General features: G+C 66.8%; 14 protein-coding genes and 1 tRNA gene. 5 read left to right on the forward strand and 10 right to left on the reverse strand.

The genetic code is table 11. The features are described 5' to 3' along the window. Positions 1-161: 161 nt before the first annotated feature. Positions 162-244 (forward strand) — tRNA-Leu (locus tag D472_RS0121675). 298 nt (positions 245-542) lie between these two features. Here D472_RS0121675 and D472_RS0121680 read toward each other — a convergent pair. The 10 genes from D472_RS0121680 to D472_RS0121725 form a co-directional block, all read right to left on the reverse strand. Continuing rightward, complete coding sequence (locus D472_RS0121680; protein ID WP_017606548.1) at positions 543-1,244, reverse strand: cupin domain-containing protein; 702 nt, start codon at positions 1,242-1,244, stop codon at positions 543-545. Beyond that, the gene (locus tag D472_RS0121685) at positions 1,241-2,158 is read right to left on the reverse strand and encodes a DUF6807 domain-containing protein (protein ID WP_017606549.1); all 918 of its coding nucleotides are present in this window, start codon (positions 2,156-2,158) and stop codon (positions 1,241-1,243) included. Before D472_RS0121685 ends, D472_RS0121680 begins: the two co-directional genes overlap by 4 nt. A gap of 1 nt (position 2,159) precedes the next feature. Next, positions 2,160-4,112, reverse strand: a complete 1,953-nt coding sequence (locus D472_RS0121690; RefSeq protein ID WP_017606550.1) for an ABC transporter substrate-binding protein — start codon at positions 4,110-4,112, stop codon at positions 2,160-2,162. A 4-nt stretch (positions 4,113-4,116) separates the two neighbouring features. Beyond that, entirely contained in the window at positions 4,117-5,172 is a 1,056-nt protein-coding gene (locus D472_RS0121695; protein WP_017606551.1) for an ABC transporter ATP-binding protein, read from the reverse strand. After that, positions 5,162-6,205, reverse strand: coding sequence for an ABC transporter ATP-binding protein (locus D472_RS0121700; protein ID WP_017606552.1), 1,044 nt, complete (start codon positions 6,203-6,205; stop codon positions 5,162-5,164). Before D472_RS0121700 ends, D472_RS0121695 begins: the two co-directional genes overlap by 11 nt. A 10-nt stretch (positions 6,206-6,215) precedes the next feature. Beyond that, positions 6,216-7,358 carry an ABC transporter permease gene (locus tag D472_RS0121705; protein ID WP_017606553.1) on the reverse strand — a complete coding sequence of 381 codons (1,143 nt, stop codon included), beginning with the start codon at positions 7,356-7,358 and terminating at the stop codon, positions 6,216-6,218. Positions 7,359-7,361: 3 nt separating this feature from the next. Further along, positions 7,362-8,363, reverse strand: coding sequence for an ABC transporter permease (locus D472_RS0121710; RefSeq protein WP_017606554.1), 1,002 nt, complete (start codon positions 8,361-8,363; stop codon positions 7,362-7,364). A 37-nt stretch (positions 8,364-8,400) separates the two neighbouring features. Continuing rightward, positions 8,401-9,525 (reverse strand): Gfo/Idh/MocA family protein, encoded by a 1,125-nt coding sequence (locus D472_RS0121715; protein WP_017606555.1) that lies wholly within the window; start codon positions 9,523-9,525, stop codon positions 8,401-8,403. 44 nt (positions 9,526-9,569) lie between these two features. Continuing rightward, on the reverse strand, positions 9,570-11,987 hold the full coding sequence (locus D472_RS0121720) for a beta-xylosidase/alpha-l-arabinosidase (RefSeq protein WP_033304416.1): 2,418 nt from the start codon (positions 11,985-11,987) through the stop codon (positions 9,570-9,572). Between the two features lie 371 nt (positions 11,988-12,358). Continuing rightward, positions 12,359-12,880: an SSI family serine proteinase inhibitor gene (locus D472_RS0121725; RefSeq protein WP_026117954.1), complete on the reverse strand. Its 522-nt coding sequence runs from the start codon at positions 12,878-12,880 to the stop codon at positions 12,359-12,361. Positions 12,881-12,963: 83 nt separating this feature from the next. On the opposite strand from D472_RS0121725, the gene D472_RS0121730 reads away from it, so the two are divergent. The 4 genes from D472_RS0121730 to D472_RS0121745 all read left to right on the forward strand — a co-directional run bounded on the left by D472_RS0121730 (position 12,964) and on the right by D472_RS0121745 (position 16,583). Then, positions 12,964-13,296 (forward strand): rhodanese-like domain-containing protein, encoded by a 333-nt coding sequence (locus tag D472_RS0121730; protein WP_026117955.1) that lies wholly within the window; start codon positions 12,964-12,966, stop codon positions 13,294-13,296. Between the two features lie 67 nt (positions 13,297-13,363). Then, positions 13,364-15,292 carry a PAS domain S-box protein gene (locus D472_RS0121735; RefSeq protein ID WP_017606559.1) on the forward strand — a complete coding sequence of 643 codons (1,929 nt, stop codon included), beginning with the start codon at positions 13,364-13,366 and terminating at the stop codon, positions 15,290-15,292. A gap of 223 nt (positions 15,293-15,515) precedes the next feature. Then, the gene (locus D472_RS0121740; protein WP_017606560.1) at positions 15,516-16,127 is read left to right on the forward strand and encodes an ATP-binding protein; all 612 of its coding nucleotides are present in this window, start codon (positions 15,516-15,518) and stop codon (positions 16,125-16,127) included. A gap of 99 nt (positions 16,128-16,226) precedes the next feature. Next, entirely contained in the window at positions 16,227-16,583 is a 357-nt protein-coding gene (locus D472_RS0121745; protein ID WP_275040615.1) for an STAS domain-containing protein, read from the forward strand.

Here is a 16,583-nt window from a genome sequence, read left to right on the forward strand (position 1 = left end):
TTTCAGGAGCGCCTCGCGGACGAGGGTCGAACGGCCATGATCGGACCGACCGCAAACGGTGTGCAAGCCACCTCCAGCCCGTGCTAATCTTCTTCTTGTCGCCAGGACGAACCGGAAGGAACACCGGATCACCTGGCCATATAATTGGATGAGAGTCACTCGGGCGGGTGGCGGAACGGTAGACGCGCACGGTTCAGGTCCGTGTGTCCGAAAGGATGTGAGGGTTCAAATCCCTCCTCGCCCACTCGAATATAGACGACCCTGGTCACAAGCTCGGCTTGTTCCCAGGGTCGTCTTCGTCATGCTCTTCGTGGGATGACCCATGGTGCGCTGCTGGGCTCGCTGTGCCGAGGGTGCGCCGGGACACGGCACCGGTGTGGCCGAGCCGGGTCCGCGGGTGCTCGCTCGGGAGCGAAGACACCGGGCCCTCTTGGGTTTCGGGGTGGCCGTAATACGGAGAACCCTGATCAACGATCTTGGATCGTTAGGTTCGGGGTGACCCGCCCTCCGAGGCCGAAACCGGTCACGGAGGGCGGATCCGTTCAGCGGATGACCGCTCCGTCGAGGTCCCAGACCCTCAGATCGCCGCACATTCCGGCTCTGGGGGCCTCCTGGGCAGTGAACACGGCCGCCTCCTCCAGGTGGCTTCCATCACCCTTGGCGAGGGCCTCGAGTTGTGTTCGGGCGCTTTGTGCCTGTCGCACGACGCCTTGGTGGACGTGATGGTGCCAGCCTCCGACCTTGGAGCGGACAAGGTCGACGGCGGACCTGTGGAGATCATTCAGAGCGGTGGGGCCTTTCTTCCGGACTCGTTCACGTAGTTCCAGGTAGCCCCGCACGGCCAGGTCCCGGCGCCGGCGCGCCTGTTCGCGTGTGCTGATCGCGGTGGCCCGCTGGTAGGCGTCCGGGTCGTCGAGGACCTCCTTCGGATAGGTGAGGACGGCGTCACCCGCTTCGGGCAGGCCGGCGTTCTGCATGACCACGAGGAGTTCGAGGTCGCCGCTGTTGTTGATCAGGCGGTGCACCGTTCCGGGGGTGAACCACAGGAGTGTTCCCTGGCGCAGGGGGGTCTGTTGGTGTCCCGAACGGCTGAGGGTCTCCAGGGTCCCCCGGCCGCGGACCACGACGTAGCCCTCGGCGGAGGCGGTGTGCAGGTGGGGGGAACCACCGGACACCCCATCCTCGGCGAGCCAGTCGTAGACCCACAGATGGGAGACGGCGGTTCCCCCCGGGAACGGGGTCACGTGGACTCCAGGGCGCTCAGACCCAGGTCCGCCAAATCCTTGCACCCAGACGCCCCGGGGTCGCCATCGGCGATGACCACGGCGTACCGGTAGGCCAGGGTCTGCTCGGGTTCGATGTCCACCTCCTGGTCGAAGAACGGTGCCGGGCACACGCACGCGAAGATGTTGCTGCGTACGAACCACTTGACGGGGTGGCCCGGGTTGTCCGGGGCGTCGACGAACACCAGGGTCGAGGAGTCGTCCGTGGCGTCGTGCTTGCCGGTGAAGGACAACCACGGTGCCTGGACACCCATGAGTTCGTCGGTTCCCTCCTGGGTGGCGGTACGCGCCAGCCCACCGCTGAAGGATCGTGGGCCTCGCCAGAACAGGCCGCCGTAGCCGGCGTTGGGCCTTCCCTCGGTGGTGGGGCTGCCCAGGGTGATGGGCGCGCGGGTGACGTTGGTGAACGCCGTTTCGAAGAGCAGAGTCCAAGCCCCTTGGGAGGGGGTCGCGGTCACCCGGAAGCTCCGGTTCTCGGTGAACCAGCGGGCACCCTGCCGGGTGTTCCACTCGAGGTGTTCGGTGACCGAGACGTGGTCGGGCGCGGCCTCGATCCGGTCGAAGCCCCTGTGGTCGGTGGAACCGTTGTTGTCCAGCTGCCGGTAGCCCTGCTCCCGCAGATAGGTGGGGCCGCCCCAGAAGTTGGCGGGCCCCACGTTCGGCAGGGACCAGGCGATTCCCTTGTGCCACACGTGGTCGTGCGGCCGGTAGAGACTCACCTCGTTGCCCCGCAGGGTGCGTAGCGGGTGGAAGTAGGGCCTCGGGGACTCCAGGGGGGAGTCCCACGGTTTGTGGACGTAGCGGGCGATCTCCTGTCCCTCATGGGTCAGACGCAGGGATCGGTTCTCTTCATGCAGCAGGCCGAGGCCGTTCATCTCACTCCTCGATGAAGTACTGCTCTGGGTTGGTCGGGCCGGGGTCGTTGTAGACCGAGGACGAGGGCATCGACTCGGGGACGTTGTGGAAGTGGTCGCCGACGATCCCGTAACCGGGTGGGCTCAAGCTGATGCCCATGGCGTAGAACTGCTCCTGGGAGACCGCCAGGAACTCCTCCATCAACTCGAGTCGCCGATCCGGGTCGGGCTCACCCTCGACCGCCTCGTACATCTCCAGGTGCTCCTTGACGTGGTCCGGTGGCTCGATCGAGCGCGGGTCGTCGCCATCGGAACGGAACCACTGGGCCCACGGGATGCCGAAGTTGGACTCGCCGCTGTGCACGGGCGCGTACCAGCGGGCGTCGTACATGGCGTCTCGCAGGCCGGCGTCACCGGACCACACGTTGGCGTCGTGCTTGTTGTCCTCGCGGTTGCTCTGCCAAAGTGAACGGTCCTCGGTGTTGAGGTCCACGTCGATGTCCAACTCCTGCCAGAACCCGACCACCATCTCCATGGAGTCGACGATGTCGGGGCGGAAGTCGGTGGGCACCGAAAGGGTGAACCCGACGGGGGCACCGGACGGGCTCAGGCGGACGCCGCCGGAGCGCTCGTCGTAGCCGGCCTCGTCGAGGATCTCGTTGGCCAGGTCGATGTCGTACTCGGTGTACTGCTTGGCGAGCTCTTCGTTGTAGAAAGGGCTTTCCTCGCGCGGGGCGCCCTGCCAGGGTTCACCTTGGCCTTGGTAGACCACGTCGATGATGTCCTGGCGGTTGATGGCGTGCGACAACGCCACTCGGAAGTCGTGGTCGTTGAAGATCTCCCTCAGGTCGTCGTCCTCGTGGGAGAGGTTCAGCGAGATCATCGCCGTGTTCATCTCACCGGGCACCAACTCGAAGAACCGGTAACCGCCGGACTCGCGGTTCTCGGCGAGGACCGGCCGGTTGGCGAGGGTGTTGAAGTGCCGAGAGTGCATGTCCAACTCACCGTTGAGGGCACGGACCAGCATGACCTCCTCGTCCTGCATGATGTCGAAGCCGACCTGGTCGATGTAGGGCAGCTGATTGCCCTCGGAGTCGACCTTCCAGTAGTAGGGGTTGCGCTCCAGGACCATTCGTCCGGAGTCGGAGAGGGGGTCCACCACACGCCAGGCGCGCAGGGTGGGCATGTCCGGGTTCTGCCAGTACTGGACCGAACTGAGCACACCGGCCTTGGCATCGAACATCTCGATCCAGTCGGAGTAGCCCTCCTCCTCGGCGAGCTCGTTCGCGTCCGGGTTGTGGTCGATGTGGAACTCGCCCAGGTAGTGCAGTGGCTTCTCCACCAACTGGTACAAGATGAAGTTGTTCTCGATCCACAGGGCGTTGGGGTCCTCGAAGGTGATCGTCAGCGAGTAGTCGTCGTGCTGCTCCGCCGTGCCCGGGTCGGAGGCCGCCATGGGGGACAGGTCGTGGTTGTTGAAGACGTCGTTGAGCGCGAACACCACGTCGTCGGCGGTGAACGGCTCCCCGTCCGACCACTTGATCCCTTCGCGCAGATGGATCGTGATCTGTGTGGCGTCCTCGCTGTACTCCCACGCGGTGGCGAGGTTCGGAATCGCCTCGTCCCACTCGGGGTCCCACCTGACGAAGTTCTCGTAACCGACGGTGCGGCCCAGCCACGGCCAGTCGTGCGCACCGACCAGGGCGGTGTTCCACACGCCCCCGTAGGTACCGATCCGCTCGTTCGGCTCCACGACGAGGGGTTCGTCGGGCAACCGCTCCTCCAAGGGCGGCAGGTCGCCGCTCTCCACCAGGGTGGCGAGCATCGGCGCCTCGCCGATGCCCTCCACCAGGTCGGTGTCCTCGACGTCGGGGTCGAAGGAGAAGAAGGAACACCCGGCGGCCACCACGACCGCCGCGGCTCCCGCCGTCGCTCCCAGGCATCGCTTCGCCGCGATGCTTCGATGTCGTCTCATGTACCTACTCCTGCCTCTGAGAGGGGGTGGGGGGGTTCACCTGACCGGTGACACCGGTCAGCTCGAGGTCGTCGGCGTGGTGACAGGCGACCGTGCGCCCCAAAGGGCCGGCGCGCGGGGCGGGGACCTCGAAGACGCACACCTGGGTGGCGTGCCGGCACCGAGGGTTGAAGGGACAGCCGGTGGGCGGCTTGGAGGGATCCGGGACCTCTCCCGTGAGCCGGATACGCTCACGGGAGCCGCGAAGGCGCGGATCGGGGACGGGAACGGCCGAGATCAGGGCCTCGGTGTAGGGGTGCCGAGGAGATCGGAAGAGTTCCTCGGTGGGAGCCACCTCCACGATCCGGCCCAGGTACATGACCGCGACCCGGTCGCACACGTGCTCCACCACGGACAGGTCGTGCGAGATGAACAGGTAGGTCAGCCCCATCTCGTCCTGGAGGTCCCGTAGGAGGTTGAGGATCTGCGAACGCACCGAGGTGTCCAGGGCGCTCACCGCCTCGTCCGCCACCACCAGGCGTGGGCCGGGCACCAGGGCACGCGCGATGCTCACCCGCTGGCGTTGCCCACCGGAGAACGCGTGTGGGTAACGGCGTAGATGCTCGGGGTGCAACCCCACCCGTTCGGTGACGTCGCGGACCCTTTTCTCGATCTCTTGGGGGCCGAGGTCGGTGAGCATCCGCAGGGGCTCGGCGATGATGTCACGCAACGTCATACGCGGGTTCAGTGAGGAGTGCGGATCTTGGAAGACCATCCGCACCTCGCGTCGGTAGACCTTCTCGTCGGAGCGGGACAGCCGCAGGGCGTCCAGGACCCGGTCCTGGGAATCCCGGTACAAGATGCTGCCGGTGGCCTCGGGGCGGGCGCGCATCACGCTCGACCCCAGAGTGGTCTTGCCGCAACCGGACTCACCGACCAGTCCCATGGTCTCCCCTGGGCGGATGTCCAGGTCCACTCCGGCCACGGCCCGTACGTATCGGGCTTCTCGGCGCGATCGGCGACCGCGCACCGGATAGTTCACTTCCAGGTCGCGCACGCTCAGGACGGCTTCAGCGGGCATCGGTGCTCTCCTCACGGTCGGTGGTGCCCTCCCGGAGCAGACACCGGACCTCGCGTCCAGGGCCGGGGACGGTGACCTTCGGGGTGGTGGTGTCGCACAACCCTTCGACCGCCTCCGGACAGCGGGGGTGGAACACACAACCGGGGAGCTCGGTGCCGGGAGCGGGGACGGTTCCCCGGATGGTGGTCAGACGGTCGTGCTCGGAGGCGCCGAATCGGGGCACGGCCTCCAATAGGGCCTTGGTGTAGGGGTGCTGCGGGTCGTGGAAGATCTCGTCGACCGGCCCCTGTTCGACCACGATGCCCAGATACATGACGGCCACCTCGTCGGCGATCTCCGCCACCACCCCCATGTCGTGGGTGATGAACAGGAGGCCCATCCCGGAGTCCCGTCGCAGGTCGGCCAGCAGGTCCAGGATTTGTGCCTGGGTCGTCACGTCCAGGGCGGTGGTGGGTTCGTCGGCGATGAGTACGCGTGGGCCGCAGGAAAGGGCCATCGCGATCATGACCCGCTGGCGCATACCACCCGAGAGCTGGAAGGGGTAGGAGTCCACGACCCGTTCGGCGCCGGGGACCCGGACCCGTTCGAGCAGTTCCACCGCGTACTCGCGCGCCCGCCTGCGAGAGATCCCGGTGTGCACGCGCAGGGACTCGCCGACCTGGTCGCCGACGGTGTGCACCAGCGACAGGGAGGACATCGGCTCCTGGAAGATCATCGCCACGTCCCGACCGCGGACCGAGCGGATCTCCTTGCCGGTGGGGTGTAGTGAGGCCAGGTCGGTGGGCTCGGTGTCGGTGGTGTCGGCGGGCGGGTACAGGAGGATTCGTCCTCCCACGACCCGCCCTGGAGGTTCGACCAGTCGCAGTATCGAGCGGGCCATGGCGCTCTTGCCGCAACCGCTTTCCCCGACCACGCAGAGGGTTCGTCCTCGGCGTACGGTCAGGTCCACCCCGTCCACGGCGCGCACCACGGCATCGTCCGTGACGAAGTGGGTCCGTAGGTTTTGGATGTCCAGGACGACGTCTTCGGTCATGCGGACCTCCCTACTTGTACGGGTCGGCGGCGTCGCGGATGCCGTCGCCGACGAAGTTGAGGACCAGGACGGCGACCGTCACCGCCACACCGGGCAACAGGACCCAGGGAGCGCCGGAGATCGAGTGGATGTTCTGTGCTTCCTGGAGGAGGACCCCCCAGCTCACGACCGGTTGTTGTAGACCCAGGCCGAGGAAGGACAGTGAGGTCTCGGCGAGGATCATGAACGGCACCGCCAGGGTCAGGGAGGCGATGATGTGGCTGGTGAAGGAGGGCAGCATGTGGCGTCCGATGACCCGGCCGGTGCGGCAGCCGTCCAGCCGGGCGGCTGTCACGAAGTCCTCTTGTCTCAGGGACAGGAATCGTCCGCGCACCACGCGTGCCAGGTCGGTCCAACCGATGAGGGACAGGATGACCGTGATCGCGAAGTAGGTCTGGATCGCGCCCCAGTCACGGGGCACGGCGGCGGACAGGCCCATCCAGAGCGGGATCGTGGGGATGGACATCAGGAACTCGATGACCCGCTGGACGTAGTTGTCGGTACGCCCGCCGAAGTACCCGGACAAGCCGCCCAGGACGACGCCGAGGACGAACGACAGGGCCACTCCGGCCAGGCCGATCGACATGGACACCCGGGTGCCGTGGATGATGCGTGAGGCCATGTCACGGCCGTTGCGGTCGGCGCCGAGGAAGTACACCTCGGTGTCAGGGTCCTTGGCGCCGATCAGGTGCCGGTCCATGGGGAAGAGCCCCCACATCCGGTAGGCCTGCCCCTGGACGAACAATCCGACGGGGACCTTGGCGGACTCGTCCACTTCGTAGGTGTTGGCGTAGGTCTCCTCGTCGCGTTCGACACGGTAGTCGTAGACGTACATGCCGAGTTCGAAGCCGTCATCGGTGTCGACGAAGTGCAGTCGTTGCGGTGGCGCGTGGGTGCGCTCCGCGTCGTAGGCGTAGGGCGTGCTGGGCGATAGGAATTCGGAGAAGACCGAGATCAGGACGAGTCCGCATAGGAGCAGGGCGCCGAACACGGCCAGCTTGTTGCGTTTGAACCGTCGCCAGATGAGGACTCGCTGCGCAACGTCACCGGGGATCTCGTCCGGCTCGTTCGTGGCCGCCTCCGGCGGGAGGGAACGTTCGGGAAGCAGTCCCATGGATCAGGCCCTCTCCACGTGTTGATGCCGGATTCTGGGATCCCACCAGGCCAGCAGCAGGTCGGACAGGAGCGTTCCGATGACGGTGAGCGCTCCCAGGACGAGGATGAAACTGCCGGCCAAGTACATGTCCTGACTTTGGAGAGCGCTTACCAGAAGGGGACCAGTGGTCTCCAGGCTCAGCACGATGGACACCATCACCTCACCGCCCACGAGGGTGGGCAGGATCCACCCGATGGTGCTGATGAAGGGACTCAGGGACATGCGTACCGGATATTTGAGGATGAGCCGCCACTCCGGCAACCCCTTGGCCCGTGCGGTGGTGACGTACGGCTTTCGCAGTTCATCGAGCAGGTTGGCGCGCAGGACGCGAATGAGGGCCGCCGTTCCCGCGGTGCCGATGATCAACACCGGGATCCACAGGTTGGACACCACGTCGAAGAGCTTGCCGATGTTCCACGCGGCATCGGCGTATTCGGCAGAGACGATTCCGCCCACGCTCTGACCGAAGTAGCGGAACGACACCCAGGCGAACAGCAACGCCAGCATGAAGTTCGGAGTGGCCAGGCCGACGAAGCCGACGAAGGTGACGAGGTAGTCGCCGACGGAGTATTGGCGGACCGCCGAGTACACCCCGATGGGGAAGGCGATCAACCAGCTCAGGACGAGGGTGCTGACGGCCAGGGCTAGGGTGAGGCCGATCCGATCCCAGATCAGATCCGACACCTCACGCCGATGCTCGAACGATTGCCCGAAGTCGCCGCTGGTGAGGATCCCCGATATCCACCGCCAGTACTGCACGACGACCGGGTCGTTGAGTCCGTAGCGCTCTTCCAATGCCCGGACCTGCGCTCCGTCCACACCCTGTCCCTGAGCGGACAATTGGGCGATGTAGGAGGTCAGGAAGTTTCCAGGCGGCAGTTGGATGATCAGGAAGGCCACGAGGGAGATCGCGAACAGTGTGGGGACCATGTAGAGGACGCGGCGGGCTATGTACTGGCGCATGTCGTGCTCCCCTCGCCCGCCGCGTGGCCCATCGCGCTCATAGCGAGCGCCCTTTGCCCATCCGGTCGTGGAAGGCCGATTCCGGCCCCAGCTCGGCCGGGGTGATGGGTCGACCTTCGAAGGAGGAGGCGTACACACCCGCGACCAAACGCATGGTGTTCAGCGTGTCGGTCGAGGTCACCGGAGGTGCGATCCCCTCTCGTAAGGCGTCCAGGACCTGGACGATCTGCGCGTGGTGTCCGCTGTTCACCCCATGCTCACCGGCTCGCCAGGCCGCCAGGACCTCCTCCTCGAAGCCGGGGGCCGGGGTGATCCGCCAGTCGTCGTCGCCGTAGCCGTACAGATGGACCAGCTCGACGGTGGCACGTTCGAAGTCGATCCGGATCCGGCTCTCTTCCTGGGGTGAGAGCAGGCTGTTGACCACACTGGCCACCGCGCCGTTGGCGAAGTCCACGCGGGCCACCGACAGATCCTCGGTCTCCACGTCACGGGCCTGGCGGCGCGCGATGGCGGACACCTCCGTCCATTCGCCCAGCAGGGCCAGGAGCAGGTCCATCTGATGGATGCCGTGGCCCATGGTGGGGCCACCGCCCTCGGTCTCCCATCTTCCCCGCCAGGGAACGTCGAAGTACTCCTGTGGGCGGAACCAGGTGGTATGGCAGGCGGCCACCAAGGGCCGACCGAGGACCCCGGAATCCATGAGCGCCCGCACCCTGCGTACACCGGAACCGAAGCGGTGCTGGAAGACCGTGGCCATCCAGGGCCCGTTCGCGCCGCCTTCGGCGGCGGCCATCTTCTCGGTTTCGGCCAGGCTCAACGCGGGGGGTTTCTCCACCAGGACGGAGGCCCCGGCGGCCAGGCATGCTTCGACCTGGGTCCGGTGAGCACCCGGTGGGGTGCACACGTGGACCAGGTCGGGGCGTTGCTCGGTGAGCATCTCGGCCAGCTCGGTGTAACCGTTCGGGATGGCGTGAAGTTCCCGAAAGGCGTTCAGGGCCTCGGGGACGATGTCCACGGCGGCGACCAGTTCGGCCCGTTGGGGCAGGTCGAGCAGGGCCTGGGCGTGGAAACGGGCGATGTTGCCGGTACCGACCACGGCGGTGCGGACACGGCCGTCGATCGGTCGGGCGCCGGGTATCGACCTCGGGGAAGGGGCGCTCATGGGGGGTCCTCCTCTGTTACACGGGCAGGGGGATGGAAGAGCGATCAGCCGATGACGGACACCTGCTCGTCGATCGGCTCCACGTGGGTGTCGCAGGTGAGTCTTCGGGTGTGGTCGACGATGCGGGTCGGACCGGTGAGTCGGACGCGTACCCGGTGTCGGACGTCGCCACTGGACGCTGCCAACTCAAGGACCAGGTCCCCGGGTTCGACGACGCGTCGCAGGTCACGGCCGGTATAGGCGGACAGGTCGGCGTGAACGGTGAAGCCGACCGCTCGTTCCTGACCGGGTTCGAGGTCGACCCGGGCATAACCGATGAGACGACGAATGGGCTGGGCCACCTGGGCCACGGGGTCGCTCAGGTACAGCTGGACCACCTCACTTCCGGAACGGGATCCGGTGTTGCGGACGGTGCAACCGATCATCACGTCGGCGTCGGTGGCGAACTCCGTCACCTCCTCCGGAGCGGGGGCGCCGTCGACCCTGGGGTCGGTCCACTCGAAGCTCGTGTAGGACAGTCCATGGCCGAAGGGATGGCGTGGGGTGGGATCCACCGAACTGACCTGACTGCGCTGGGCCAGTGCCGGGCCCAGGTAGGTGCTGGGCTGGCCGCCCGGGGTCCGAGGAATGGACACCGGTAGACGACCGCCGGGGTCGACCCGTCCGGAGAGCACCCCGGCGATGGCTCGGCCGCCCTCCTCACCGGGGAAGAACGCTTGAACGGTGGCGGCCAGGCGGTCGGCCACCGGACCCAGCACGTACGGGCGCCCGCTCAGGACCACCGCCACGACGGGGGTTCCGGTCTCCACGAGGGCTTCCAGGAGTTCCTGTTGCGTCCCGGGGAGCCGCAGGTCGGTGGCATCGCACCCCTCCCCGGAGGTGCCACGTCCGAACAGGTCGGAACGGTCGCCCAAGACCACCACGCACACGCGTGCCGATCGGGCCAGGGCCGTCGCCGCGTCGAATCCGTCGACGGAGTCACCGTCCACGGCACACCCTTGGGCGTGCTCGATCCGGTGGTCGGGCAGCTCGGCGCGTAGCGACGCGAGCAGGGTGGGGATGTCCACCCCGGTCTCCGTGCCGGGGTGACGGCGTCCCACGTGTGCGGGGAAGGAGTAGCAGCCGAGCATGGCGTCCTCGGTGTCGGCGAGCGGGCCGACCAGGGCCACGTCCGTGACATCGTCACCACCGACGGGCGCGGGTAGGGGAAGACCGGAGCCGGCGTTGTCCAGCAGGACCACGGACCGTTCCGCCAGTCGACGGGCCAGGGCCCGATGCTCGGAGGGGTCCAGGTCGATCTCCGTGCCCGAGGGGGCCTCAGGGGACCAGCCCGGATCGAGCATGCCCAGTTCACACTTTTGCCTTAGGACCCGCCGAGCGGCCCGGTCCACGACCTCCTCGGGGACACGCCCGGAGCGGACCTCCTCGACCAGCAGCTCTCCGTAGCAGTGCACGGTGGGCAGTTCGACGTCCACTCCGGCGGACAGGGCGAGGGCGCCGGCCTGGGCAGGGGATTCGGCGACCCCGTGGAGTTTGTGCAGGAAGTCGATCCCGAAGTAGTCGGCGACCACGGTGCCCTCGAAACCCCAGGTGTCCCGGAGCAGTTCGGTGAGCAGTCCGTGGTCGGCGGCGGCGGGAAGACCGTCGTTGTCGTTGTAGGCGTGCATCACCGATTGGGCCCGCCCCTCCCGAACGGCCATCTCGAACGGAGGGAGGAAGACGTCGGCGAACTCTCGAGGGCCGACCGAGACGGGGGCGAGGTTGCGACCCGCCCGGGATGCGGAGTAGCCGACGAAGTGTTTGAGGGTGGCCATGACCCCGGTGGACTGGAGTCCTCGGACGTAGGCGGTGGCGATGGTGGCGACCAGGTGGGGGTCCTCCCCGATGGTCTCTTCGGTGCGTCCCCAACGGGCGTCCCGGACCACGTCGAGTACGGGGGCCAATCCCTGGTGGGCGCCCACGGCCCGCATGCTCCGCCCGATCTGGGTGGCCATCTGTTCGACCAGCTCCGGATCGAAGCAGGCACCCCAGGCGAGGGGGACGGGGTAGATGGTCGCGGTCCACGCGGCGAAGCCGGCCAGGCACTCCTCGTGGGCCACGGCCGGGATGCCGAACCGGTTCGCGGCCATGATCTCGCGCTGGCTCCGGGCCAGGGAGGCGCTGCCCTCGGTGGGGTCCACGGGGACGGTCCCGAACGGGCGGGTGAGCTGTCCCAGTCCGTCCTTGATGACCCGTTCCCACGAGGGAGGATCCTGGGACATGTCGTGCTGGTGGGGGGCGACGGGTTCTCCGTCGGAGCTCGCCCGGACCCACACCCCATGCAATTGGGCGACCTTCTCCTCGAGGGTCATTGCGGACAGGAGCGCTTCGACGCGATCCTCGACCGTCGATGTGGGGTCTTGCCAGTCGTGATCGGCCGTCACCGGTTGTGCCTCGGTGAGATGGGTGGATGGCCTGGTCAAGGCGTGCCTTTCCATGGTGGGGATACGGGGCGCGCCGGTGTCGGTGGGGGGCGTCGCACCCCGAAAGTTTCGTAAACTTTCGCGAAACTTGTTGCCGGTGAATGTACGTTTCGCGCCCTCCACAGGTCAACCCCCCTTGGGAGGCTCAGGTCACACTTTTCCGTGGTGCTTCATTGGTTCGAGCCGACAAGAGTGATGGTCACGAGCTCAGGAGCCGAGGCGGAGAACACTCCGAAAGTTTCGGTCCCGGGTGGGGAAGGTGTCCGATTCCTGCGCAGGACACGAAGAAGGGGCGGACCGGTGGCCGGCCCGCCCCTCGGGTCGGGGGGTGCCCGGAGCGGGGATCGCTCGGGAGTGGGGTCACTCAAGGATCAGGGGTTGATCACCGTCTCGACCTGGCTGAAGCGGTCGATCTCACATCCATTGCGCTTGTTGAACTCGGTGTCGACCTCGGTGTCCTCCACGTGCCCGGTCACCCGGGCCTCCTCGGGGCCGCCCACCTCCATCGTGCACATCATGTCGGTGGTGTCCATGACGAAAGGTTCGCCGCCGACCTCGTCGATCTCGGCGCAGGCGGCTTCGGGGTCGGGGTGATCGCCACCCACGGGCGCGCAGGTCAGAGTCCACGTGCCCTCCTCGAAACCCTCCTCGGCGGTCAGCCCGTCCTCGTTGGACACGGAGGTCTCGATCACGAGCTCCACCGCGGCGTCGCCGTCGGTTCCCTCGGTGTCCTCGTTGGTCGTGTCGGTATCGGTCTCTTCGGGAGCATCCGCTCCGGGGGCAGGTACGTCCACTTCGGCGGGCTCGTTGCCGCAGGCCGTGATAAGCAGGCCAAGGGCTGCGAGAGCGGCGAGGCGGGTCGGCAGGGCCGTAGCGAAGGTGTGCATACGCATACTGCTTGGACGTCAAGGCTCGACCACGTGGTTCCGCGGTTTCTCACATTTTTCGCATATATCTGACACAGGGGGTCACCAACATGGTCGGTGGACGGGTCGCCGAGGTTCTCGTGAACGAGGTTCCCGAAGGCGTCTACCTTCTCGACGTCCGTGAAGACGACGAATGGCGGGCGGGGCGTGCCCCGGGAGCCGTGCACATTCCGCTGGGGGACCTTGGCGAACGTGCCGGCGAGGTACCCAAGGACCAGAAGGTCTACGTCGTCTGCCGGGCGGGCGGGCGCTCCGCCCAGGCCACCATGGCACTGAACCAGGCCGGCTGGGACGCGGTGAACGTGGCTGGCGGTATGCAGGCTTGGGAACAGGCCGGACGCGACATGGAAACCGATTCGGACAGCGAGCCGAGGGTTATCTGATCGCCGAATTCGGACGGATTACGCAAAGCCTTGCCCCTCGGAGCCTTCTGAGTGGCACTATGACGACGTGAGTTCCGAGCGTGCGCCCCTCAGCGCCGAAGCCATGCTCGCCTCCTCGGCGGACGCGGTGATCGGTATCGACGGCGAGCTCCGAGTCACCTTCTGGAACCCGGCCGCGGAACGGATGTTCGGTTGGACGGCGGAGGAGGTGCTCGGCGGTGAGCTACCGATCATCCCGCGTGAGTTGGGGCCCGAGTACGGCGCGGTGCTCGAACAGGTGCGCGCCGGAACCCCGTTGACCATATTCACCCGTCGGCTGCGCCGGGACGGGACCGCCCTGGACGTACGGGTCAGCACCGGCTGTGTACACGACGACCAGGGACGGCACAACGGGTGGGTCCTGGTCCTCTACCCTCGGGACAAGGAGCTTCAGGCACAGGCTTCGGCGATGGAACGCGCGCGCCTGGTGCGACGGCTCACCGACGTCGTCGCCGACATCAACGCCGACCTGAGCCTCAAGTCGGTGTTGGACCGGATCATCAACAGTCTCACCGAACTGACCGGTGCGGACGCGGGCGGATTCGTGCTGCTCGAAGAGGAACGGGTGAAGCTGGTCAGTCTCACCCACCTGTCCGAGGAGCTCTACGGAATCAGCGCTCCACTCGAGACCAGCCTGGTCGGGGAGTTGCTGCGCAGTGGCAAGTCCGTCCTGTTGGCCAACAGCGATACCCGCAGCCTGGAGGACCTCATCTGGGCGGACCTGCCCGGACTTCACACCATCGCGCTGTGCGTGTCCAACGCCCAAGGGCGTCCCTACGGTGCCCTGTACGCGCTGTACAGCCAACGCAAGGTCGGACACGTGGAGCTGGAGCTGTTGGAGCTGTTGGCGTCGCACGCCGGCGTGGCCATCGGCAACGCGATGGCCTACGAGGAGCTCAAGCTACAGCGTGCCCGCGAGCAGGCGGTCGCCGACTCCAGCGCCGATGGGATCGCCGTGCTGGACTTCGACGGCAAGGTCCGTAAGTGGAACCGTTCGGCCGCCGAACTCACCGGTTACACCTTCGAGGAGGTAGAAGGCAAACATCCGCCCTTTCCGACGCCGGCGGCCCACGGCGAACCGGTCAAACACAAGAACGAGGGCGGACGTTGGTTGGAGATCCTCATGGCACGGATCCCCAGCACCGATGAGTGGGTAGTGGACTTTCGGGACATCACCGCGCAAAAAGCCCTGGAAGAGGAGCGAGAGTTCTTCCTGGCCAGCACCGGACACGAACTACGGACCCCCGTCACGGTCATCCAGGGATACGCGGCGATGCTGTCCCGTAAGGGCGAGCGGTTGGGTCCGGCCGGACGTCAGGAAGCGAGCGAGATCATCCTCGACCGGGCCCGCGCGCTGTCCAAGCTGGTGGAACGGCTCCGTTTGGGGTCGGACGTGGCCAGCGGTGAGATGACACTGGAGCGGGTGCCCTTCGACCTGGTGGAACTGCTCGGCCAGTCCGTGGCGGCCTTCCGCCCGTTGACGGAGCGACAGGAGCTGTCACTGGATTCGAAGGGTCCGCTGTGGACGGTGGGGGACCCGCTGGTCAACGGCATGGTGGTGGACCAGTTGTTGGAGAACGCTCTGAAGTTCTCTCCTGAGGGTGGTCGAGTTCGGGTGTCGGTGGAGGAGGACGGCGAAGACTGTCTGACGATCCACGTGGACGACGAGGGTGTCGGGATCGACCCCGGTGACGAGGAGCGGATCTTCGAACGGTTCTTCCAGAGCGGTGAGCGGGGCGACCGCAGGGGTTACGGGGGACTGGGCATCGGCCTGTACCTCGTGCGTCAGCTCGTCCGTGAACAGGGAGGCGAGGTGACCGCGCACCGTTTGGAGAAGGGCACCCGGATGCGACTCACCCTGCCTCGGCATCGGGGCGAGGAGGCGGGACCCGGCACGAGACGATCCTCACCTCGCGCGCCCGAACAGCGAGAGACCGCCCCACCGACTCATCCCTGAAACCGAGCGCACACGCTACGAGGAGCACGGGGAGCCCGAAATCCACGCAACCCTGACGAGATCGATGATCGGTGCGTCGGGGATCGTGAGGCCCTCGGAGTTTCCTCCGGGCTGGTTTCCTCCGTCGGTGATCGGGGCATTTCCACCCCTGGTGGAATTCGCCGTCGTACAGCGGGCGGGTTCCGGGCCAGCCGATGAGTACGAACGCGCAGGGACGAAAGCCGTGTCAGGAGACCACATCCCACTCGACCACGGGTACGCCCGGAACCCTCGAACGATCGAGCGGAACACCACCCTTGCCTACGCACCCGAGAGTGTCACGAGGGCCAGACGAGGCCTCCGCTCGGACCTTCGTTCTCTGAAGATCCCTGACGCGCGGGTCGACGACGCCGCACTCGTCCTCAGCGAACTGCTCAGTAACGCGCTCAGACACGCCAGGCCCCTGCCGGACCACACGGTGGGTGTGTCCTGGAGGATCGAGATGGAGGATGGTGCGTCGGAAGGCGGCCGATTGGAGATCGCGGTCCGCGATGGCGGATCGAGCAGTATGCCGCGGGTGGCCCGCCCCTCCATCTCCGGCCTGGGTGGCCGAGGTCTGGGGATCGTCCAATCCCTGGCCGGACGTTGGGGCACCGAGATGGACGCGACCACGACCATGGTCTGGGCGGTCTTGGAGATCGCCCCCACCGAACCTCCCGGGGTGAGCGACGACACCGATGTCGGCCTCCCGGTCTCCTTGGCCGGCGAAGGGGGAGCGCTTCGGAGGGGAGCCGGCGTCGTCGAACTCGATTCGGGCGCACGCCGGGGGGAGCCCGTCTGGGGCGCCGTGTTCTGACCCCGGATCCCCTCCTTGGGCGCGGATGAAAGTGACCGGTGGCGCGAAACGCCGTCAACGATGTGGCCCGGCTCTGATCGGGCCGCTACAGTCACGACTGTGGAGTTGAAGATATCGAGCCGATCTCAAGATGGCGTCGCGGTGGTCACCGTGGGCGGTGAGGTCGACCTGTACACGGCACCCCAGTTGCGCAACGAACTCGTCGGAGCCCTCGAAGAGGGGGCGCGGCGGCTGGTCGTCGACATGTCACGAACGGAGTTCTGTGACTCGACGGGGATCAGCGTCCTGCTCTCCGCGATGAAGCGTTCTCGCGACAAGGGTGGTGACCTGGAAATCGCGGCGCCCAAGCCGGCCGTCATGAAGGTCCTCGAGGTCACCGGGCTCGACGAGGTCTTCACCATTCACCCCGACCTCGAGGCGCTGCCGGTGGCCGCGGGGACCGGCGACACCCGATAG

The sequence above is a fragment of the Nocardiopsis alkaliphila YIM 80379 genome (assembly GCF_000341005.1).
GTDB lineage: Bacteria > Actinomycetota > Actinomycetes > Streptosporangiales > Streptosporangiaceae > Nocardiopsis > Nocardiopsis alkaliphila.